Genomic DNA, 22945 nt, shown 5'->3' with positions numbered 1-22945 from the left:
CGTCTTAAAATGAGCTCATTTTAAGAGACATCCGTCCAAGATTATACTCAAAGTGTAAAAAAGACACTTATATAACCGTTTATCCACCTCGAAAATTCATTTGTCCACCTTTAATATACTCATCGGTTGTATTTTTGCGACACTACAACGAGTAGAATTATTGTTGAACCATTAATATCAATATCTATGAAGACAAGGAAATGGCCGTTACTACTTATGGCAATTCTTACCGTTCTCAGCATGAGTTCTTGTCAGGATTGGGGAGAAGCTGATCCACCGGCAGGAAATCAAAAACTTCCGGCAAAGCCGGATACCTCCGCTAAATTAATAGCTGAATTTACATTTGACGAAGATTTCAACTCTACTGCCACCGAAGGCGAAACACCTGTATCGGGGGAAGGTTTTGCATACAGTGCAGATCAGGAGATTCCGGAAATCGTACAGGATGATGAAAGAGAAAGTGGAGTTATGCACGCCAACGGCGGATACCTCCGCATTCCCAACCCTCTTATCGGTGCAGATATCCAGACAGGAGTCTCATTTAGTTTCTTCGTAAAATCTACTAAAACAGACCATACAGGCGCACTGATCTCATTCAGTGACGGAACAAACAAACTGTATTTCACTGCAAATGCTTTTTTGAGCTATACCGGCACAGGAGGCTATCTGGACGTAAATGATCCGGAAGTCAGTGTAACGAACGCAATGCCTTACGGGACATGGCATTATGTTGCCTTGACTTTCACAGAGAAAGGATACGCCATTTATATCGATGGCACCAAGAAATACGATACCAACAACCATGCCAGCATCAGTTCCGGAAAGACAAGGGCTGTGAGCGTAGGTGACTTCGATTATTCCAATATGATCGATTTATTGTCATCTGCGACCTATATATATTTAGGCTATGGTTCGGATACGGAAACAGCCGAAGCCTATTATGATGATCTGAAGATCTGGACAAATACTTTCTCGGACAGCGATGCTCAGGGACCGAATATCGGTGGCGGAATACATGTGCCCGATCCTGTTTATAAAGCTACTTTCGAAACGACTACCGGACTACAGATCATTGGCGGTGGCAGCTTTGTTACAGATGATAATAGCGCCTTCGGAACCGTATTCAAGAATATCCCCGGAGGAATGCGTCAGAATTACTTGTTGCTTCCGGAAGATGTAATGTCACATTCTGCCGAAACGAAGGAAATGTCTATCGGTATGTGGGTGAATGCGAAGGATGCCGGAATCTCATCCACTTATATGTGGTCACCATTATTCAGTGCTCACGGGCAGGCACCGGGCATAGCAGGTACTGCCAATACAGACAACTGGCCTATGTTTGCATTGTATGTAAGAGGAACATTACAACTGAATAATGCCGGATGGTGCAACTTTGATGATGCACAGAATGTAAATGGTACCAATGCTCTATATCATGACGCCACTGACTGGTTAGCCGATCACGGGTGGCATTACTATACAGTAACTCTCACCGCTACTTCCGCCAAAGTATATATGGATGGCGAACTGAAGAACGAATGGCAGGTGGCAGGTACCGGAGATAATAATACAATTGAAGGTGCATTCATTTATGGTGCCAACTACAAATACATCACTTTAGGCGGAAATCAGGCGTTCGACTGGGGCGATCCCGATCCGGGATTCATGTTTGACGACTTCGCAGTCTATAACAAAGAATTGTCTCCGGAACAGATCAAACAGATTATGGAAGACAAGACATTGGCTCTGCCTACTCCTGTCTACATCAATACCTTTGAAGAAGGAGCCGGAGATGCAAAAATCGTAGGTTCGGGCAAAATAGTTTCAGTGGAAGACAAAGGGTTCGGACAAATATTCCAGAATGTAGCCGGTTCTAAAGGCACTAATTATCTGATGTTGCCTCAAGATGCTCTTTCCCACTCCGTAGAATCTCAGGAAGTGAGTATCAGTGTATGGGTGAATGCCAAGAATGCAGGAGCATCGGACGATTATCGCTATTCTCCCCTATTCACGGCATACGGAAACGAGCCGTCGGCAGGATCAGAGAATATATGGCCATTGTTTGTCCTGCAATCCCGCGGACTCGCCCAAATAAACTGTAACGGATGGACAGACTTCACCGCCGCACAAAATGAGAAAGGTGTCAACACCGTTTATTGCTCGGAATATGCAGCAGATGGAATCGTTTGTGAGGAAGACTGGCTGAAGGATCATGAATGGCATCTTTACACAGCCGTTCTCACGTCTACCACCTGTAAAATCTACATTGACGGAGAAGTCGCCAACTCATGGACAGTGTCGGGCAGCGGTGACGGCAATACCATCTCCGGAATATTCACCAACGGTGCAGACTTGAAATACATCTCATTGGGCGGAAACCAGGCATGGACATGGGCTGACCCTGATCCCGGATTTATGTTCGACGACATCGCTATCTACAACAAAGCACTGACAATCGATGAGATACAGGCTATTATGAAAAAGAAAAAGAATTAAACCTTAAAGTTTAGTATACATGAAGAATTTTATACTGATACTCTGCCTCGCCACATTCAGCCAATGGGTGTATGCGCAGAACAAGCAGATCACCGGACGGGTAGTTGATACCAAAGGTGAAGCCGCCATTGGTGCAAGCATACTTGAAAAAGGAACTACAAACGGAACCATTACCGACTTTGACGGTAACTTCAAACTGACGGTCGGACCGAAAGCCGTGTTACAAATCAGTTATATCGGCTATAAGACACAGGAAATTCCTGTAGCCAACAAGACGAAACTGAATATCACTATGGAGGAAGACACGGAAGTGCTGGATGAAGTCGTAGTGGTCGGATACGGTGCGCAGAAGAAAGAAAGTGTGGTAGGTGCCATCTCGCAGGTTTCTTCCAAAGAACTGTTGAAATCTCCGGCAGCCAATATTTCACAAGCGATTGCCGGTAAGATTTCGGGTGTAATCACTTCTCAGACTTCCGGTGCGCCGGGGGCTGACGATATGAAGATTTATATCCGTGGCCGTGCTTCTTTCGCAGGAGACAACCAACCATTGATTCTGGTAGACGGCGTAGAACGTGAGTTCTCACAGATTGCTCCGGATGATATCGAATCGATCTCTACGTTGAAAGATGCTTCCGCTACTGCCGTATATGGTGTACGTGGTGCAAACGGTGTTATGCTGATTACAACAAAGCGCGGTAAGGAACAGAAACCGACCGTCAGCCTGACCGCCAACTGGCAAATACAGTCCCCTACCCGCCAGGATACTTATCTGGATTCTTACAATTCGGTTGTATTGCTGGAAGAAGCGCTGGCTAACGACGGACTGCCTTCTCAATATTCGGCATCCGACATCGAAATGTATAAAAGAGCCTCAGCAGGACAACTCAGCGGAATCGATGCCCTCCTCTACCCGAATGTAGACTGGTATGACACCGTTTTGCGAAACAGTGCACCGGCACAACGCTACAATGTCAATATACAGGGCGGTACCAAACGTATGCGTTACTTTACTTCTGCCGAATATTATAACCAACAGGGATTGTTCAAGGAATTCAGTCAGGACGAATACGGAAACAAGTCAAACTCCAGCTTCAAGCGTTTCGCTTTCCGTGCCAATCTCGACTTCCTGATGACCAAAGACCTGACTCTTTCCGTCAACTTCGGGACACGTTTCGAAGAACGCAGAGGACCGAACTCGAATGAATCGAGAGACGGAACTTACAGTCAGGCATTTTATGAAATGAATCATACACCGGGATGGTTGTTTCCGGTATCCTATACCGTAGGTGAAGGTGAAGACCAGAAGACATTGTACAGCGGCAGCTCACAATACCAGAATAATATCGTGGCACGTTTTGCCAAAGCCGGTTTCTACCGCTCCACCAATACGATCAATGAAACAAATTTCATTGTGGATTATAAGATGGACTGGCTCACCAAAGGGCTGGCAGCAAAAGGTATGGTATCTTTCGACTACGACGCTTACTATATGCGTGCTTTCAATGCCGACTTTGCCACTTATGAGCTGAATGACCGTACTAATTATAATTCAATAGACGCTTATACCCAGTTCAATACGGATACGGAACTTGCTTATCTGGGCAATAACCAGACTACCACTTATAAACTTTACATGGAATTCCAGCTGAACTGGGCACGAAAATTCGGCAAACATGACATTACCGCTATGGCACTGTACAACCAAAATGACTACCGTTATCAGGCAGACCTTGCCGAACGTTACCAAGGACTGGTAGGACGTGCCACATACGGCTACGATGACCGTTACCTGGCAGAAGTCAACTTCGGCTATAACGGTTCGGAAAACTTCATGCGAGGCAGACGCTTCGGTTTCTTCCCTTCTTTCTCCGTAGGATGGAGAATCAGCAACGAAGCTTTCATGAAAGGAACGGAAGACTGGCTGAACAATCTGAAAATCCGTGCATCCTATGGTGAAGTAGGTAACGATGTATACAAAGTGAATGGCGTAAAACAACGTTTCCTGTATCAGGCAGTGTGGACACAGATAACCAACGACTATCACTTCGGAACAACCGGATATACCGGTATCTATGAAAGCCAGTACCCTAACTATGCAGTGACTTGGGAACGTGCTCACAAATACAACCTGGGACTGGAATTTGGTTTATGGAACGGACTGCTGAACGGTAATATCGACGTATTCTACGAAAAGAGAAACGATATCCTGACTCCTTATCTCACCCGTCCGCAATGGGTTGGCGTCAATATGGCTGCCGGCAATCTGGGAGAGACCAACAACAAGGGTTTCGAAATCGAACTGAAACATGCGAACCATATCGGAAAGGACTTTACCTATAATGCAAGTCTGACTTTCTCACACGCCCGCAATGAAATCCGGAACATGGACGAACCCGCCACAAAGACAGCTTATCGCAAACAGGAAGGTCATCCGATCAACCAATACTTCGGTCTGGTGTGCGATGGTTTTGTAACCCAAGCCGACTTGAACAATCCCGATTTTCCGGTTTCTACTTTCAGCAATGTACAGGTAGGCGACCTGAAATACCGTGATATGAACGGAGACGGATTTATCGATAGCCGTGATGAAACATTTATCGGCTATAGCGATGTTCCCGAAAACACTTACGCCTTGTCTCTGGGATGCGAATACAAAGGCATCGGATTCAGCATCATGTTTCAGGGAGTAGATCATGTTTCCAGATATTATGATGCGGAAGCAATGTACGCTTTCGTGAATGGCGGTAAGGTAAAAGAACATCATCTGAATCGCTGGAATCCCAACCAGTCGGAAGCATACAACCTTGCCAATGCCAGCTATCCGCTGCTCCATTATGACAGCTACGGCGACCATAATCAGCGTAAGAACTCGTTCTTCCTGAAAAACGGTAACTTCCTCCGTCTGAAGAATATCGAACTAAGCTACTCGCTTCCGGCTAAATGGATCAGAAAAGTAGCCATGAACGAATGCCGCGTCTACGTGAATGCAAACAATCTCATCACATGGGATAAGCTGGATGGTCTTTGCGATCCGGAAAGTGAAGGTTCCAACCGTTACCCGATTATGAAGACTGTGAACTTTGGTGTAAACATTAAATTCTAACAGATATAAGACATGAAAAAGACAATCATATATACCGCCTTTTGGTTGGCAACCGCCGGAATCGCCCTGACTTCCTGTGAAGATATATTCGGTGGTTTTCTGGACAAACAACCCAGCAACGAACTGACAGAGGAAGAAGTATTCAGCCAATGGACTACCACCCGCGAGTTCCATTTCGATACTTACAACTTCCTGCGCCACGGTGCCTGCCGCATCAACAACTCATGGATGGATGCAGCTACCGACTTAGCCGAAACCAGCTACGCCAGCGGCGGCACGCGTACAAGTTTCAACATCGGCAACTATTATGCCAGCGGTGCCGCCACTGAACTCACCGGCACATGGGAACACTATTACCGGGGTATCCGCAAATGCAATATGCTGTTAAAGAACATCGACGACGTGCCCAAAGCTACGGATGACTCGGAAGAAGCACACGCTACCTATGTGAAACAATACAAGGCGGAAGCTCATTTCCTCCGTGCTTATTTCTACTGGGAAATGTTTCTCCGCTACGGTCCCGTCCCTCTGGTTACAGATGTACTCGATCCGGACGGAGACTTGCTCAGCAACTATACCACCCGCCCTTCCTTGAAAGAATATGTAGTTGACTTCATTCTGAAAGAACTGAAAGATTGCGAAGAAGGATTGATGGATAAAGCTACTTCTGCCGAATCGGGCAACCCCGGACGTATCAGCCAGCCAATGGCACGTGCACTGTATTCACGTGTCATGCTCTACATGGCAAGCGACCGTTTCAGAAGTGAATCGGGTATCAGCTGGCAGCAAGCCGCCGATGCAGCGCAAAGCTTCATGACGGATTACGGAACACTCTACGGACTCTACACGACTGATACCGATCCGAAGACATGCTATACCAACGCCATCCTGAAGAACGCACATGACGAGAAAAATAATGAAACGATCTTCTGGCGTAATGATGTAGCTGTAGGATGGGGAGCGATCTATAACGATACGCCGGTAGGCGAAGGCGGCAACGGAGGTTTGTGCCCGTCACAGAATTTAGTGGATATGTACGATATGGCGAACGGACAGTCTCCTTTCAGCAGTTATGATGAAACCGGCGCCCCTGTTTATAATGGAACAGCCACTCCGGCCATCAACAATGCCAGCGGATACAAGAGCAATGATCCTTACAGCAATCGTGATCCGCGTCTGGCGGCAACCGTGCTCTACAACGGTGTGAACTGGGGTAATGGCATAATTAATGTACTTAAAGGACAACGGGATAACCCGCAAGGAAATGCAAATGCAACGCCGACCGGATACTATACCCGCAAGTATATTCCGGAAGTGATCCTGAACAATAACCATACCGGCAGCAACTACCGTAACTGGATTATCATCCGCTATGCGGAAATCTTATTGAACTATGCAGAAGCCTTGAATGAAGCCGGCGGGTCACGTGCGGACGTACTGAATGCCATCCAGCCTCTCCGTGACCGTGTAGGGATGACTGCCAAGCTCACAGACCGCAGCGATCTTCAGACCATAGCCGACCGCCGTAACTTCATCCGCAAGGAACGTACCGTCGAACTCGCTTTTGAAGATCATCGCGCATGGGACGTACGTCGCTGGAATGTAGCGGAAAAAGCATTGGCACGTCCTATCTACGGAATGGAGGTTACCAAGGAAAATGGAAAGTTTGTCTATACACGTAAAGTTGCCCAGAACCGGGTATTTACGGAGAAAATGTATCTCTACCCGATACCGGAAGGAGAAGTATGGAAAACGAATATCGAAAACAACCCGGGTTGGAACAATTAACTGAATGAATATGCAACCGATGAAATTAAATAACATACAGACAGGATTCAAAAGAATCCTGCTCACCGTAGCCACAGTTTTCATGCTGGGCAACGGATGGGCGCAAGATGCTAAAGTACTGAAAGGACGAATCGTAAATGCAGAGGGTGAACCTATCGCAGGTGCGGTGGTCAACGTAGCGGAAGCAAGCCGCATCGCACTCTCGGACAAGGACGGTTTCTTCACTTTGAAGAATGTAAAACCTGCCGACGAGCTTTATGTAAGCAGCGTAGGTTATCTGCCGACAACGGCCATTGCCGACTTCGAAGAGAATTTCAAGATTGTCATGGATGCCGACCTGGATGAATATGCTCATACGACTCCGCTTCCTTTCAACCGCAAACCCAAGAAGTTTGTGACAGAGTCCACCTCCATCGTCACCGGAGAAGAACTGGAAAAACATCCGGTAACCGTTTTGCAGAATGCGTTTACCTCCACTGTCACCGGTGTAGAGACGTATGAGGCGCAATCCGAACCGGGATGGAGTGAAACGGCTATGTATATCCGTGGCATCCGTACCATGAATGCCAGCGCACGCAGTCCGCTGATCATCGTTGACAATGTGGAACGTGACCTCTCATTCCTCGATGCCTACCCTATTGAATCGATTACGATATTGAAGGATGCCGCCGCCACCGCTATCTATGGAATGCGTGGAGCCAACGGCGCAATACTCGTAACGACCAAACGCGGAGAAACCGGTAAGACTAAAATCAACTTCACACAAGAAGTCGGCTTCCAGACTATTGCCGGAATTCCCGAAAGCCAGAACTCTTATAACTATGCGCTGAGCCGTAATCAGGCACGATACCTGGACGGATTAAGTCCCGAATATTCCGATGAAGACTTGGAATACTACCGTCGTGTCTGCAACGGTGAGCAGTTGGAAGGAATGGCCAAATACAAATACTTCAATACGAACTGGCACGACACCATGCTACGGGATGCAGCTCCGCAATACCGTACCAACCTGTCTGTCAGCGGCGGTAATGCACGTGCACGCTACTATGTCTCCTTCTCTTATCTCCGCCAGGAAGGTTTGTTCGACACCAAATGGACGGAATGGAACGAAGGCTACAGCACACAGGAAGTATTGAACCGCTACAACCTGCGTTCGAACATCGACATCGATGTAAACAAGTTCCTGAATGTATCGATGGACTTGGGCGGACGTATCGGCAATATCTCCCAACCGGGCATTGACGTATGGAACCTCTTTACCTGGGGAGCCGGCGAAAATCTTCCGGTGTATCCCGTATTCTGCCCGAACGGTGAATTCTTTATGCCAACCAGCAGCGACAGTAAAAACGGTGCCGCACAAATCGCCGGACGTGGTGTGGAGCAGAACCGCCGCCGTAACCTCTATACAACCGTAACGGCTACCGGAAACATGGATGCCCTCGTTCCCGGACTGAAAGCCAAGATGACGTTCAGTTTCGACTCTTACGAAACATTCCAGAAGGTGCAGCAAGCCGATGTCAATGTCTACTACTATAACTATATGGCTGATGTCAACGACCCGTCGGAATATACATACCAACGCATGAGAACGTACAAAGCATTGCCCAATGCCACCACTTCTCCACGTGACTATTACTATAATCTCAATATGAACGGCGGACTGGCATACGAACATACATTCGGCAAACATGCCGTCAATGCTCAGGCTTTTATCCGTACTTATCAGAATGTAGTACGCGGACAGGAATCATCCAACCGCTACCTCTCTTACAATGCACAAGCTACCTATGTATATAACAACCGATATATCCTTTCCGGTAATATCTCCCGCATGGGCAGTGATAATTATGCCGACGGCGAACGCTTCGGAACATTCCCCGGCGGTTCCGTGGGATGGGTACTTTCCGAAGAATCATGGCTGAAGAACTCGTTCGTGAATCTCCTGAAACTCCGTGCTTCTTACGGACGGGCGGGACAAGCTGTGACAGGCGTCAGCCGCTACCCATACCAAGGTACATTCACCGAAGGAAGCGGATATAATTTCGGTACTTCCCAATCTTACACGGAAGGTGTATATGAATCGACAGCCGGCAACAAGAATATCAAATGGGAAATCTCAGATATGGCAAACTTCGGCGTTGACTTCGACTTGTGGAACAAGAAAATCTACGGTTCTGTGGACTTCTTCAAGGAATGGCGTTCCAATATTCTGGTATCCCGTTCCACCGTGCCCAGCTTATTCGGTGTAAACGCTCCGCAAGACTCTTACGGCAAGGCCGAAACGAAAGGTTTTGAGATCACTTTAGGACATAGCAACCGGATCGGTGATTTCGAATACTATATCGACGGTATGCTGACCTTCAACACCAACAAGATCACCGAAATGGATGAACTGACTCCCGATTACGCTTATCAGGCAAGAACCGGCAACCGGATCGACCAAAGCCAGCTCCTGATCTGGAAACAATGGGCCAGTAATCCCGACCTGATTCCGGAGTCGTATGAAGATGCCGTTGCCAATCCTCAGAAATATCCGTGGAACGCTGCCGGTAAATACAAGCTCGGCAATGCCGTATTCCAGGATACGAACGGCGACCGTAAAATAGACAGCTACGACAAAGTACCGACCGGATACACGAATATTCCGGAATTAATCCCGACCATCCGTTTAGGTTTTAACTGGAAGGGTTTCGATGCACGTGCCGTGCTGACGGCTTATCTGAACCGCACCGTTCCCTGTCGCGAGAATATGGACTATGGTTTCGGCTGGGGAGGTACTTCCACTCATGAAATCACCAACACATGGGGATATTATACCGATGATCCGACAGACCCGCGCAATATCAACGCCAAATATCCGCGTTTGTCTACTTCCTTCAGTGACCTCGACCGGAACTATCCTTACAATGAGTCCACCATCTGGGTAGTCAATGGAGACTTCCTGTCATTGCGGAATGTGGAAGTCGGCTACTCGCTTCCTGCACGACTGATTTCTAAAGTCAATATGACGAAATGCCGTCTTTACTTCAGCGGCTACAACCTGTGCAACTGGAGCCATCTGCCTAAAGGCTTTGATCCGGAAAACCCGACCAACTATATCTGGGCATATCCCAAGACACGTTCATTTACGTTCGGTGTGAATATCGGATTCTAATCATTCAATAAAACAGCAAAGAATTATGAAAAGAATATCAACTTATATAGTTACTCTGGTCCTCGCACTCGCAGGCAGTTCGTGCAGCGACTACCTCGACAAAGAGTACGATGCCTCCTTGTCTGAAAAGAAAGTGTTCAATAACCAGAACCTGACACGCGAGTTCCTCGCCAACATCTACACGAATCTGCCGGACGGACTGGCGCCACTGTCGGACGACCAGTTCACAGGTGCTTCACGTGACTGTATGACGGATAATGCAGTGACCTGCTGGGGACTTCATTATTATACAAAGATCGGCAGCGACGGATACACCGCCGGCGACCATCCCCTGCTGGGCTTCTGGAACACCGACTTATACGGGATTCGGAAATGTAATATGTTTCTGAAGAACGCCAAGGCATCCGTAGTAGGAAATACGGAGAAAGACGGCGACGACAACCGCCTTTACGACCGTTACTGCGCAGAAGCCAGACTGCTTCGCGCTATCTTCCATTTCGACTTAATCTGCTGGTTCGGCGCTGCCCCTGTCATTGCGGAAGATGAATCCGGCGAACCGATCATCTTCGACTTGTCCGATCCTTCGGCAATGAACATGTTTCGTACTCCCGCTGCCGAAGCACTTGAATGGGTAGCCGACCAATGCGACCAGATTAAAAACCAGCTCCCTTTCCGCTACAGCGATGAAGCATCCAACTGGGGACGTGTCAATGGAGCCGCCGCTTATGCTTTAAAGGCAAGAGCCCTGCTCTACCGTGCTTCCAAGCTGAACAATCCGGACGGCAACACCGCATACTGGGCGAATGCGGCGCAGGCAGCAGCCGACTTCATCACTCAGAATAACAAGCAAGGTTCCCCTTACCGACTGTACAATACGGGGAATCCGGAGAATGACTATTACGAATGTTTCACGACCAATCCGGTATACAACAATGAAATTATCCTTGCACGCTCCGTATGGAATACCAATCAGGTAGAAAAAGTATTCCTGCCGGTAGGCTTTACCGGTTCTTTCTCCGGAAACGGACGTACCAACCCGACACAGAATCTGGTGGACGCTTACGAAATGAGCAACGGCAAACGGATCGATGAGAACGGCAGTACCTACGATGCCGCCAATCCGTATAAAGACCGTGACCCGCGTCTGGCACAAACCATCTTCTATCAAGGCATGATGTGGGGACGTGCCGACAAAGAAGAAAGACGTGCCATCGACGTACGCTACAACTCGGATGCGGACAAAGGAGTGGATTACACCTCAGCCATGGGAGGTACCTACACCGGATACTATCTGAAAAAGTACGTGAATAACATATCCTGCAAAGAACCGGCCACCTATCCTCACGCATGGATGATTTCCGTTATGGCGAAATTCTGCTGAATGCCGCCGAAGCCTATAATGAAGCGGAAGGTCCTGCCAAGGCATACAGTTACATCAATGAGGTACGCGCCCGTGCCGGTATGCCGGCCTACGCAGATATGTCGCAAAGTGAACTCCGCGAACGTATCCGCAACGAAAGACGCATCGAACTGGCTTTCGAAGATCATCGTTTCTTCGATGTACGCCGCTGGAAACTATATGACAATGTAACCTCTACGGGAGAAACCGGAAAGCCCCGTTACAACCAGTTGCTGAATCTTTATGGAGTGAAAGTCACCGGCAGCGCAGATACTCCCTCCTATACCTTCGGACTGGCAGAAACGGTCAATTCACGCACGTTTGTCAATCCCAAGAGTTACTACTTCCCGATACCTGCCAACGAAGTGAAACGGGCACCCAATCTCGGACAGAATCCGGGATGGGACACCGGAAGCGCTTCTAACGAATAAACATCAAAACAATCTAAAAAAGAAAGACTGAGATATGAAATACTTAAAGACCATCTATCTTCTACTCTGTTGCACGCTCGCCCTGGCAGCGTGCAGCGACGACGATGAAAACTCCGCATCAGGAGCTTTAAGCATCACAACGCCGGCATATACGAATGTGGGGTATAACAAAGCAACCTTATCCGCCAATATCAGCGGAACGGAAGGAGTGAATATCGTCAAACGGGGATTCTGCTACGCCACGGCATCCCATCCGGACATTTATGACACGACCTCCGAAGTCAGAGGATCGGAAATCAGTACGACCCTGACCGGCCTGACTCCACAAACGACGTATTACGTAAGAGCCTTTGTCACCCTTTACAACGAAGAGCCCAGATACTCGGAGGAAACTTCTTTCACGACTCCAGCCGAGACACTGAGCGATGAACTGGCAGCGTACGAACCACCCACGTATGTAGACGACTACACCAGTTTCTCAGCCTGGAGCAACCGTTATGACTGGAACCTTGCCAACGTACACGACCCTACGGTAATGAAAGCCGATGACGGATATTACTATATGTATCAGACAGACGCTTCTTACGGCAACGCGCACAGCGGAAACGGACACTTCCACGCACGGCGCTCCAAAGACCTCGTAAACTGGGAGTATCTGGGAGCAACCATGAGTGAAACGCCCCCGACATGGATCAAAGAAAAGCTGAATGCCTACCGTCAGGAGATGGGACTGGAACCGATTGACAATCCGTCTTACGGATACTGGGCACCTGTTGCACGAAAAGTATCGAACGGAAAATACCGTATGTATTATTCCATCGTAATCACGAACTACATCCAAACCGGAAAACCGGAAATTGAGAACAACGGCAACTTTGACGGTTCATGGACCGAACGCGCGTTTATCGGACTGATGGAAACTTCCGATCCGGCAAGTAATATATGGGAAGACAAAGGATTCGTTGTCTGCTCTGCCAGCGATAAGGGAAAGACGGATTATGGGCGCAGCAGCATCAATGACTGGGAAGGGTATTTTAAAATCAATGCGATCGACCCTACTTATATAATAACGGAAAATGGCGAACACTGGCTGATCTATGGTTCATGGCACAGCGGTATCGCTGCCCTACAGGTAAATCCGGAAGACGGCAAGCCGCTGAATGCTTTGGGAAATCCCTGGGACATCACAGGAGAAGACAATTCGGGTTATGGAAAGATAATCGCCACACGTGGCACCAGCCGCTGGCAGGCATCCGAAGGTCCCGAAGTGATCTATCGTGACGGTTATTACTATCTGTTCCTGGCTTACGGTTCACTGTCGGTAGAATATAATACACGTGTCTGCCGTTCCAGAAACATCGACGGCCCTTATGTAGACATACACGGAAATTCCGCTATGGGAAGCGCGCAACTATATCCGATACTGACTGCTCCTTACCGGTTCGACAACAGCTACGGCTGGGTAGGAATTTCCCATTGCGGCATCTTCGATGACGGAGCCGGCAACTGGTTCTATACTTCACAAGGACGTTTCCCCGTGAACGTAGGCGGCAATGAATACTCCAACGCCATCATGATGGGACATGTACGCAGCATCCGCTGGGATGCCAACGGCTGGCCTCTCGTTATGCCCGAACGTTACGGAGCCGTTCCGCAAGCGCCTATCACGGAAAATGAAATAGCCGGAGACTGGGAACATCTGGCATTGACCACCAGTACGGGCACCCAACGAACGTCCGAAACGATGACTTATGATCTCGGTACGCATAAGATAACTTCCGGCAGCTGGAAAAATGCTACATGGACATTTGATGCAGCGACTCAAACCATCACGACAAGCGCCGGAGTAGTACTCTATCTGCAACGTGAAGTCGACTGGGAAGCCAGTCCGCGGACACATACGATTGTGTATGCGGCCCAGGGTAATCAAAAGACATATTGGGGGAAGAAACTCCAATAACCCTCTATAGAAAAATAAATATGTGTTTTGCTGTCACCGTCACAAAGCAGAGCATAACTCGCTTATAATGAAGAAATAAAGCAGTGACAGCAACTAGTGACAGCACTGTGATGGCAATTTTTGCTGTCACAGTGCTGCTATATCTACCGGACTTTGCCGACAGGTCATGCGTAGGTCCATTCGTTTCCATATGCCGGAACCAACGGTTCCAAGCGGATGAAACTCTAGTTTCAAGCAGAGGAAACTTTAGTTTCAAACTGAAGAAACTTTAGTTTCAAGCTGGTGAAACTCTGGTTCCAAGCCCCAGAAACTATCCAGCTCTATATAGAAAGAGAAAATGCAATATAACGATCCCGCTCCAAAGACAGGAACATGCGATAGTTTTATACGTAACAGTAAAGTTCTTATCCTTTTATGTTGCACAACATATAAGAGTGTATTTGATACACCAAACAAAAGTGTTACTTTTACACCCAAAATAAGATAAGCATCTCATTTACATTAAAAATAAAACCATGAAAAAACATTTTCTACTTGCAGGAATTGCCGCGCTGATGCTTGCCGCGTGCAATAACAAGCCGGCTTCCGAGCTGACTTTATCCGGTCTTGACCCGGCAAAATTTCAAACAGAAGTGAACAATGCCCAAACAGCTCTTTATACCTTAAAGAATAAGGCGGGTATGGAAGTATGCATCACTAACTTCGGCGGACGCATCGTGTCCATCATGGTGCCCGACAAGAACGGCAAGATGCAGGATGTAGTTTTAGGTTTTGACAGCATTGCTGATTATATTAATGTACCCAGTGATTTCGGTGCTTCTATCGGCCGTTACGCCAACCGCATCAACCAAGGGCGTTTTGTACTGGACGGAGATACCATCCAACTGCCGCAAAACAACTTCGGCCACTGCCTGCACGGAGGCCCGAAAGGATGGCAATACCAAGTATACGAAGCCAACCTTATCGATCCGACAACACTGGAACTGACTCTTATCTCTCCGGACGGTGACGCGAATTTCCCCGGAAATGTGACTGCTAAAGTAACCTATCAACTGACAGATGACAACGCCATCGACATCAAGTACAGCGCTACTACCGACAAAAAGACAATCATCAACATGACCAACCACTCTTACTTCAATCTGGCTGGTGATCCGTCAAAAACATCGACAGACAACATCATGTATGTAAATGCAGATTACTATACTCCGGTAGACAGCACCTTCATGACAACCGGCGAAATCGCTCCGGTCAAAGATACTCCGATGGACTTCACTACTCCGAAAGCGGTAGGCAAAGATATCAACAACTACGACTTCGTCCAACTCAAGAACGGCAACGGATATGATCACAACTGGGTGCTCAACACCAAAGGTGACATCTCGCAGGTAGCTGCCAGACTGACGTCTCCCGAAACCGGAATCACATTGGAAGTATATACCAACGAACCGGGTATTCAGGTATACACAGGTAACTTCCTCGACGGAACCGTAAGCGGAAAGAAAGGCATCGTTTACAACCAACGTGCTTCTGTCTGCCTCGAAACACAACACTACCCCGACAGCCCCAACAAAGCCGACTGGCCGTCCGTTGTGCTGGAACCGGGACAAACGTACAACAGCGAATGTATCTTTAAATTCTCGACAGAGAAATAATATTAACTTATAAATCAAATTTATTGTGGAAGCATTAGATTGGCTAGTAATTGGAGTCTTCTTTTTGGCTCTGATAGGTATTATTGTTTGGGTAGTCAGACAAAAACAAAATGACTCGGCAGATTATTTCTTAGGCGGACGTGACGCAACATGGCTTGCGATCGGTGCCTCTATCTTCGCATCAAACATCGGCTCGGAACACTTGATCGGACTGGCGGGAGCAGGAGCTTCAAGCGGTATGGCGATGGCTCACTGGGAAATTCAGGGATGGATGATCCTGATTCTGGGATGGGTATTCGTACCTTTCTATTCACGAAGCATGGTATACACGATGCCGGAATTTCTGGAACGCCGTTACAATCCTCAGTCACGTACCATCTTATCGGTCATTTCTCTGGTAAGTTATGTATTGACCAAGGTAGCAGTGACAGTATATGCCGGCGGACTGGTATTCCAGCAAGTATTCGGCATCAAGGAACTCTGGGGAATCGACTTCTTCTGGATTGCCGCCATCGGACTGGTTGTTCTCACTGCACTATATACGATCTTCGGTGGTATGAAATCGGTACTTTATACTTCTGTACTTCAGACTCCGATTCTTCTGTTAGGCTCGTTGATTATCCTTGTGCTCGGTTTCAAAGAACTGGGAGGCTGGGACGAAATGATGAGAGTGTGCGGTGCTGTGACGGTAAACGATTATGGTGACACCATGATCAATCTGATCCGCAGCAACGATGATGCGAACTTCCCTTGGCTGGGTGCACTTATCGGTTCTGCCATTATCGGTTTCTGGTACTGGTGTACTGACCAGTTCATCGTACAACGTGTACTTTCCGGAAAGAATGAAAAAGAGGCTCGTCGCGGTACTATCTTCGGCGCTTACCTGAAACTGTTGCCTGTATTCCTGTTCCTGATTCCGGGTATGATTGCTTTCGCATTACATCAGAAATATATCGGTACCGGTGGCGAAGGTTTCCTCCCAATGCTTGCCAATGGTACTGCCAACGCTGACGCTGCCTTCCCTACTCTGGTAGCTAAATTGCTTCCTGCCGGTGTGAAAGGTCTGGTAGTATGCGGTATCCTCGCTGCCTTGATGAGTTCGCTGGCTTCACTGTTCAACTCATCTGCCATGTTGTTTACAATCGATTTCTACAAACGCTTCCGTCCGGAGACTCCGGAAAAGAAACTGGTGGGTATTGGTCAGATAGCAACTGTAGTGATCGTAATCCTCGGTATTCTCTGGATTCCTATCATGCGTAGCGTAGGTGATGTACTTTATACTTATTTGCAGGACGTTCAGTCTGTATTGGCTCCGGGTATTGCCGCTGCCTTCCTGCTGGGTATCTGCTGGAAACGTACTTCCGCACAAGGTGGTATGTGGGGATTGATCGCCGGTATGATCATCGGTCTGACTCGTCTGGGTGCCAAAGTATATTACAGCAACGCAGGTGAAGTGGCAGATTCTACCTTTAAATATTTGTTCTACGATATGAACTGGCTCTTCTTCTGCGGATGGATGTTCCTGTTCTGTATCATCGTAGTCATCGTAGTCAGCCTTGCCACGGAAGCTCCGACAGCTGAAAAGATTCAGGGACTGGTATTCGGTACGGCAACGAAAGAACAAAAAGCGGCTACCCGCGCAAGCTGGGATCACTGGGATATCATTCATACAGTAATCATCCTTGCTATCACAGGTGCCTTCTACTGGTATTTCTGGTAATTAAATAAATTCATTCAAACGATGAAAAACTATTATAGTTCGAATCCTACCTTCTATCTCGGTATCGACTGCATCATCTTCGGTTTTAATGAAGGCGAAATAAGCCTGCTGCTGCTGAAGAGAAACTTCGAACCGGCAATGGGTGAATGGTCACTGATGGGAGGATTCGTGCAAAAAGACGAAAGCGTGGACGACGCTGCCAAACGTGTACTGGCTGAACTTACAGGTTTGGAAAACGTATACATGGAACAGGTGGGAGCCTTCGGCGCCATCGACCGCGATCCGGGCGAAAGGGTAGTTTCGATTGCCTACTATGCGCTGATCAACATCAATGAGTATGACCGCGAACTGGTTCAGAAGCACAATGCTTACTGGGTAAACATCAACGAACTCCCCGCACTGATTTTCGACCATCCGGAGATGGTGGACAAAGCACGGGAGATGATGAAACAGAAAGCATCTGTCGAGCCTATCGGATTCAATCTGTTGCCGAAGCTGTTCACACTGTCCCAACTGCAAAGTCTCTACGAAGCTATTTACGGCGAACCGATGGACAAACGGAATTTCCGCAAGCGTGTCGCAGAAATGGACTTTATCGAAAAGACGGATAAAATCGATAAACTGGGTTCCAAACGGGGTGCAGCCTTGTATAAATTCAACGGCAAAGCCTACCGCAAGGACCCGAAATTTAAATTATAATCAATATGCTGGAAGAACTGAAAGAAAAAGTATTTCATGCCAATCTCGAATTGGTAAAGCATGGATTAGTCATCTTTACATGGGGAAATGTTTCTGCCATCGACCGTGAAACGGGACTGGTAGTCATCAAACCCAGTGGAGTCAGTTACGATGATATGAAAGCGGAAGATATGGTAGTAGTGGACCTGGATGGCAAAGTCGTCGAAGGACGGCTGAAGCCATCCTCAGATACTCCTACTCACGTGGTACTCTACAAAGCATTCCCCGAAATCGGCGGAGTGGTGCATACCCACTCTACTTATGCTACCGCATGGGCGCAGGCCGGTTGTGATATTCCCAATATCGGGACAACTCACGCTGACTATTTCCATGATGCAATCCCCTGCACAGCGGATATGACGGAAGCTGAAGTAAAAGGTGCCTATGAACTGGAAACTGGAAACGTGATCGTAAAACGTTTCGAAAGCCTGAACCCTGTACATACACCGGGAGTATTGGTCAAGAATCATGGTCCTTTCTCTTGGGGAAAAGACGCACACGATGCCGTACACAATGCAGTAGTGATGGAACAAGTTGCCAAAATGGCAAGCATTGCTTATGCCGTGAATCCCAATTTAACAATGAACCCGTTGCTGGTAGAGAAACACTTCAGCCGCAAGCATGGTCCGAACGCTTACTACGGACAATAAAATAATTGACAATTGACAGTTGACAATTGACAATTAATGCGAGAGGACATGAAGGATAATGTAGTAAAAGATAAAAGTTTGGAGTTCGCTGTTCGGATTGTGAATTTATATAAGTTTTTAGTAAATGAACAAAAGGAGTTTGTGATGAGTAAGCAAATATTGCGATCCGGGACCAGTATTGGTGCCAATATTCGTGAGGCTGAGCAAGCACAAAGTCGGGCTGATTTTATTAATAAGCTGAATATAGCACTTAAGGAAGCGAACGAAACAGAGTATTGGCTGGAATTATTGATTAGAACAGAGTATATCACTCGGGAACAATATGAGAGCATCAATAATGACAGCACAGAAATAAACAAATTATTAATATCTATAATTAAAACAACAAAAAACAATTAATAATAACCCGCAATTGCCATTTGACTTTCGACATTCTCTCATTGTCAATTGTCAATTGTCAATTGTCAATTCAATAAATTATGAATAACGTATTTGATCAGTATGAAGTATGGTTCGTAACAGGAGCACAGCTCTTGTACGGAGGTGATGCAGTAATCGCAGTAGACGCACACTCTAACGAAATGGTTAACGGTCTGAATGAATCGGGCAAACTTCCTGTTAAAGTAGTATACAAAGGAACGGCCAACTCTTCTAAAGAGGTGGAAGCTGTATTCAAAGCAGCCAACAACGATGACAAATGTGTAGGCGTCATCACTTGGATGCATACTTTCTCTCCTGCTAAAATGTGGATTCATGGTCTGCAACAATTAAAGAAACCATTGCTGCACCTGCATACTCAGTTCAACAAGGAAATTCCTTGGGATACAATGGATATGGACTTTATGAATCTGAACCAGTCAGCTCACGGCGACCGCGAGTTCGGACATATCTGTACCCGTATGCGCATCCGTCGCAAAGTAGTGGTAGGCTACTGGAAAGAAGAAGAAACATTGCATAAGATTGCTGTCTGGATGCGTGTTTGCGCAGGTTGGGCTGACTCTCAGGATATGCTGATCATCCGTTTCGGCGATCAGATGAATAATGTAGCCGTAACCGATGGTGACAAGGTAGAAGCAGAACAACGCATGGGCTATCATGTAGATTATTGCCCGGCAAGCGAGCTGATGGAATATCACAAAGATATCAAAAATGCTGATGTAGATGCTTTGGTAGCTACTTACTTCAATGATTACGATCACGACGCTTCTCTGGAAGACAAATCAACCGAAGCTTATCAGAAAGTATGGAATGCTGCCAAAGCCGAACTGGCTCTCCGTGCTATCCTCAAAGCGAAAGGCGCCAAAGGATTCACTACCAACTTTGACGATCTGGGTCAGACTGACGGTAGCTATTTCGATCAGATTCCGGGACTGGCTTCTCAACGCCTGATGGCAGAAGGCTACGGATTCGGTGCTGAAGGTGACTGGAAATCGGCTGCTCTTTATCGTACTGTATGGGTAATGAATCAAGGACTTCCGAAAGGCTGTTCATTCCTCGAAGACTATACACTGAACTTTGATGGTGCCAACAGTTCTATCCTACAGTCACATATGTTGGAGATCTGTCCGCTTATCGCAGCTAACAAGCCTCGTCTGGAAGTACACTTCCTCGGCATAGGTATCCGTAAGAGCCAGACTGCCCGTCTTGTGTTCACTTCAAAGACAGGAACAGGCTGCACCGCAACTGTAGTGGATATGGGTAACCGTTTCCGTCTGATCGTAAACGATGTAGAATGTATCGAACCGAAACCACTTCCGAAATTGCCGGTTGCTTCCGCACTCTGGATTCCGATGCCTAACCTCGAAGTAGGCGCAGGCGCATGGATTTTGGCCGGTGGAACTCACCACTCTTGCTTCTCATACGACTTGACAGCAGAATACTGGGAAGATTATGCGGAAATCGCAGGCATCGAAATGGTACATATCAATAAAGATACGACTATCAGCTGCTTCAAGAAAGAACTTCGCATGAATGAAGTATATTACATGCTGAATAAAGCGCTTTGCTAAAAACCAATCACTGAGTCCACTTTTAAAAGTCGGTACCATCTCCATTCTCCTCCTTCCCAAAGGAGGAGTACCCGTAGGGGGAGGTGGTAGGTAAATAATAAATTCCTTATTATCAACATACCGCGTGTGTACCTACCGCCCCGCCTTTTGAAAGTAGACTCAGTCTTTGTTCTCCACACTTATTGTTATACCTTAAAATATCGGTTTCAACATGAAATTAGATGCAAAATCAACCATCGAGACAGGTAAAGCCATCCTTGGCATAGAACTCGGTTCTACACGAATAAAAGCTGTTCTGATTGACCAGGAAAACAAACCTATCGCTCAAGGCAGCCACACATGGGAAAATCAACTGGTCAACGGACTTTGGACTTACAGCATTGATGCCATCTGGTCCGGACTGCAAGATTGCTACGCCGACCTCCGCTCCAACGTGAAGAAATTATACGACACAGAGATCGAAACACTGGCAGCCATCGGTGTCAGCGCCATGATGCATGGTTACATGCCTTTCAATGAAAAAGAAGAAATCCTCGTGCCTTTCCGCACTTGGAGAAATACCAATACAGGCCGTGCTGCGGCAGAATTATCCGAATTATTTGTCTATAACATCCCTTTGAGATGGAGCATTTCTCATTTGTACCAGGCTATTCTGGACAACGAAGCGCACGTCAAAGACATCAAGTTCCTGACAACTCTTGCAGGTTATGTACATTGGCAGATAACAGGCGAAAAGGTGTTGGGCATTGGTGACGCATCGGGTATGCTCCCCATAGATCCGACTACCAACAACTATTCCGCCGAAATGGTGGCCAAATTCAACAATCTGATTGCTTCGAAAGAATACAGTTGGAAACTGGAAGACATTCTGCCCAAAGTATTGTCGGCTGGTGAAAATGCCGGTGTCCTCACACCGGAAGGCTGTAAAAAGCTCGATGCATCCGGTCATCTGAAGGCAGGAATACCGGTCTGCCCGCCGGAAGGAGACGCAGGCACCGGCATGGTAGCAACCAACGCCGTCAAGCAACGCACCGGCAACGTATCGGCAGGTACTTCTTCTTTCTCTATGATCGTATTGGAAAAAGAATTGTCGAAGCCATACGAAATGATCGACATGGTCACCACTCCCGACGGAAGCCTCGTAGCCATGGTACATTGCAACAACTGTACTTCGGATCTTAACGCATGGGTCAACCTGTTCAAAGAATACCAGGAACTTCTGGGTATACCTGTAGATATGGATGAACTCTATGGCAAACTTTATAACATTGCCCTTACCGGTGATACCGATTGCGGTGGTCTCCTCTCCTACAACTACATTTCAGGCGAACCTGTTACGGGACTTGCCGAGGGAAGACCTTTGTTCGTACGTTCGGCCAATGACAAGTTCAACCTTGCAAACTTTATGCGGGCTCATTTGTACGCCTCAGTCGGAGTTCTCAAGATTGGCAACGACATCTTGTTCAACGAAGAAAAGATCAAAGTCGACAGAATCACAGGTCACGGAGGATTGTTCAGAACCAAAGGAGTCGGTCAAAGAGTACTTGCAGCAGCCATCAACTCGCCCATATCTGTTATGGAAACAGCCGGTGAAGGCGGTGCATGGGGAATTGCCCTGCTGGGTTCTTACCTGGTAAACAATAAAAAGGGTCAATCTCTTGCCGATTTCCTGGATGAAAGTGTATTTGTCAGCGATGCTGGTGTCGAGGTATCACCCACACCCGAAGATGTAGCCGGCTTCAACACATACATCGAAAGCTACAAGGCAGGTTTGCCTATAGAAGAAGCAGCCGTCAAATTCAAATAAGCGGCTTCACGGAGACCTTTCTCCCCCTTTCCCTG

General features: G+C 47.3%; 14 protein-coding genes. All 14 read left to right on the top strand.

Annotation, left to right across the window (positions count from 1 at the left end; all coding sequences use genetic code 11):
- The first annotated feature begins 186 nt into the window (after nucleotides 1-186).
- The 14 genes from HMPREF9007_RS18255 (at nucleotide 187) to HMPREF9007_RS18315 (ending at nucleotide 22910) form a co-directional block, all read left to right on the top strand.
- Nucleotides 187-2496: a LamG domain-containing protein gene (locus tag HMPREF9007_RS18255; protein WP_227198439.1), complete on the top strand. Its 2310-nt coding sequence runs from the start codon at nucleotides 187-189 to the stop codon at nucleotides 2494-2496.
- Between the two features lie 19 nt (nucleotides 2497-2515).
- Nucleotides 2516-5599 carry a TonB-dependent receptor gene (locus tag HMPREF9007_RS18260; protein WP_008760651.1) on the top strand — a complete coding sequence of 1028 codons (3084 nt, stop codon included), beginning with the start codon at nucleotides 2516-2518 and terminating at the stop codon, nucleotides 5597-5599.
- A gap of 12 nt (nucleotides 5600-5611) precedes the next feature.
- On the top strand, nucleotides 5612-7387 hold the full coding sequence (locus HMPREF9007_RS18265) for a RagB/SusD family nutrient uptake outer membrane protein (protein WP_008760650.1): 1776 nt from the start codon (nucleotides 5612-5614) through the stop codon (nucleotides 7385-7387).
- 4 nt (nucleotides 7388-7391) lie between these two features.
- The gene (locus HMPREF9007_RS18270; RefSeq protein WP_008760649.1) at nucleotides 7392-10541 is read left to right on the top strand and encodes a TonB-dependent receptor; all 3150 of its coding nucleotides are present in this window, start codon (nucleotides 7392-7394) and stop codon (nucleotides 10539-10541) included.
- 25 nt (nucleotides 10542-10566) lie between these two features.
- Nucleotides 10567-11922 carry a RagB/SusD family nutrient uptake outer membrane protein gene (locus tag HMPREF9007_RS18275; protein ID WP_277754631.1) on the top strand — a complete coding sequence of 452 codons (1356 nt, stop codon included), beginning with the start codon at nucleotides 10567-10569 and terminating at the stop codon, nucleotides 11920-11922.
- Nucleotides 11889-12371 carry a RagB/SusD family nutrient uptake outer membrane protein gene (locus HMPREF9007_RS27535; RefSeq protein WP_277754630.1) on the top strand — a complete coding sequence of 161 codons (483 nt, stop codon included), beginning with the start codon at nucleotides 11889-11891 and terminating at the stop codon, nucleotides 12369-12371. Before HMPREF9007_RS18275 ends, HMPREF9007_RS27535 begins: the two co-directional genes overlap by 34 nt.
- A gap of 34 nt (nucleotides 12372-12405) precedes the next feature.
- Nucleotides 12406-14331, top strand: a complete 1926-nt coding sequence (locus tag HMPREF9007_RS18280; protein ID WP_032850169.1) for an arabinan endo-1,5-alpha-L-arabinosidase — start codon at nucleotides 12406-12408, stop codon at nucleotides 14329-14331.
- Nucleotides 14332-14846: 515 nt separating this feature from the next.
- Entirely contained in the window at nucleotides 14847-15986 is a 1140-nt protein-coding gene (locus tag HMPREF9007_RS18285) for an aldose epimerase family protein (protein ID WP_008760647.1), read from the top strand.
- Between the two features lie 25 nt (nucleotides 15987-16011).
- Nucleotides 16012-17706: a sodium:solute symporter gene (locus HMPREF9007_RS18290; protein WP_008760646.1), complete on the top strand. Its 1695-nt coding sequence runs from the start codon at nucleotides 16012-16014 to the stop codon at nucleotides 17704-17706.
- Between the two features lie 21 nt (nucleotides 17707-17727).
- Nucleotides 17728-18405: an NUDIX domain-containing protein gene (locus HMPREF9007_RS18295; RefSeq protein ID WP_008760645.1), complete on the top strand. Its 678-nt coding sequence runs from the start codon at nucleotides 17728-17730 to the stop codon at nucleotides 18403-18405.
- Nucleotides 18406-18410: 5 nt separating this feature from the next.
- Nucleotides 18411-19094 carry an L-ribulose-5-phosphate 4-epimerase gene (locus tag HMPREF9007_RS18300; RefSeq protein ID WP_008760644.1) on the top strand — a complete coding sequence of 228 codons (684 nt, stop codon included), beginning with the start codon at nucleotides 18411-18413 and terminating at the stop codon, nucleotides 19092-19094.
- A 48-nt stretch (nucleotides 19095-19142) separates the two neighbouring features.
- Complete coding sequence (locus HMPREF9007_RS18305) at nucleotides 19143-19493, top strand: four helix bundle protein (protein WP_016267883.1); 351 nt, start codon at nucleotides 19143-19145, stop codon at nucleotides 19491-19493.
- Nucleotides 19494-19573: 80 nt separating this feature from the next.
- Nucleotides 19574-21103: an L-arabinose isomerase gene (gene araA, locus HMPREF9007_RS18310; RefSeq protein ID WP_008760642.1), complete on the top strand. Its 1530-nt coding sequence runs from the start codon at nucleotides 19574-19576 to the stop codon at nucleotides 21101-21103.
- Between the two features lie 211 nt (nucleotides 21104-21314).
- Nucleotides 21315-22910: an FGGY-family carbohydrate kinase gene (locus HMPREF9007_RS18315; RefSeq protein ID WP_008760641.1), complete on the top strand. Its 1596-nt coding sequence runs from the start codon at nucleotides 21315-21317 to the stop codon at nucleotides 22908-22910.
- The last annotated feature ends 35 nt before the right edge of the window (nucleotides 22911-22945 follow it).

Source organism: Bacteroides sp. 1_1_14 (genome assembly GCF_000162515.1).
GTDB lineage: Bacteria > Bacteroidota > Bacteroidia > Bacteroidales > Bacteroidaceae > Bacteroides > Bacteroides thetaiotaomicron.
Note: the sequence above shows the minus strand (reverse complement) of the source record. Positions and strands in the feature narration are given on the sequence as shown.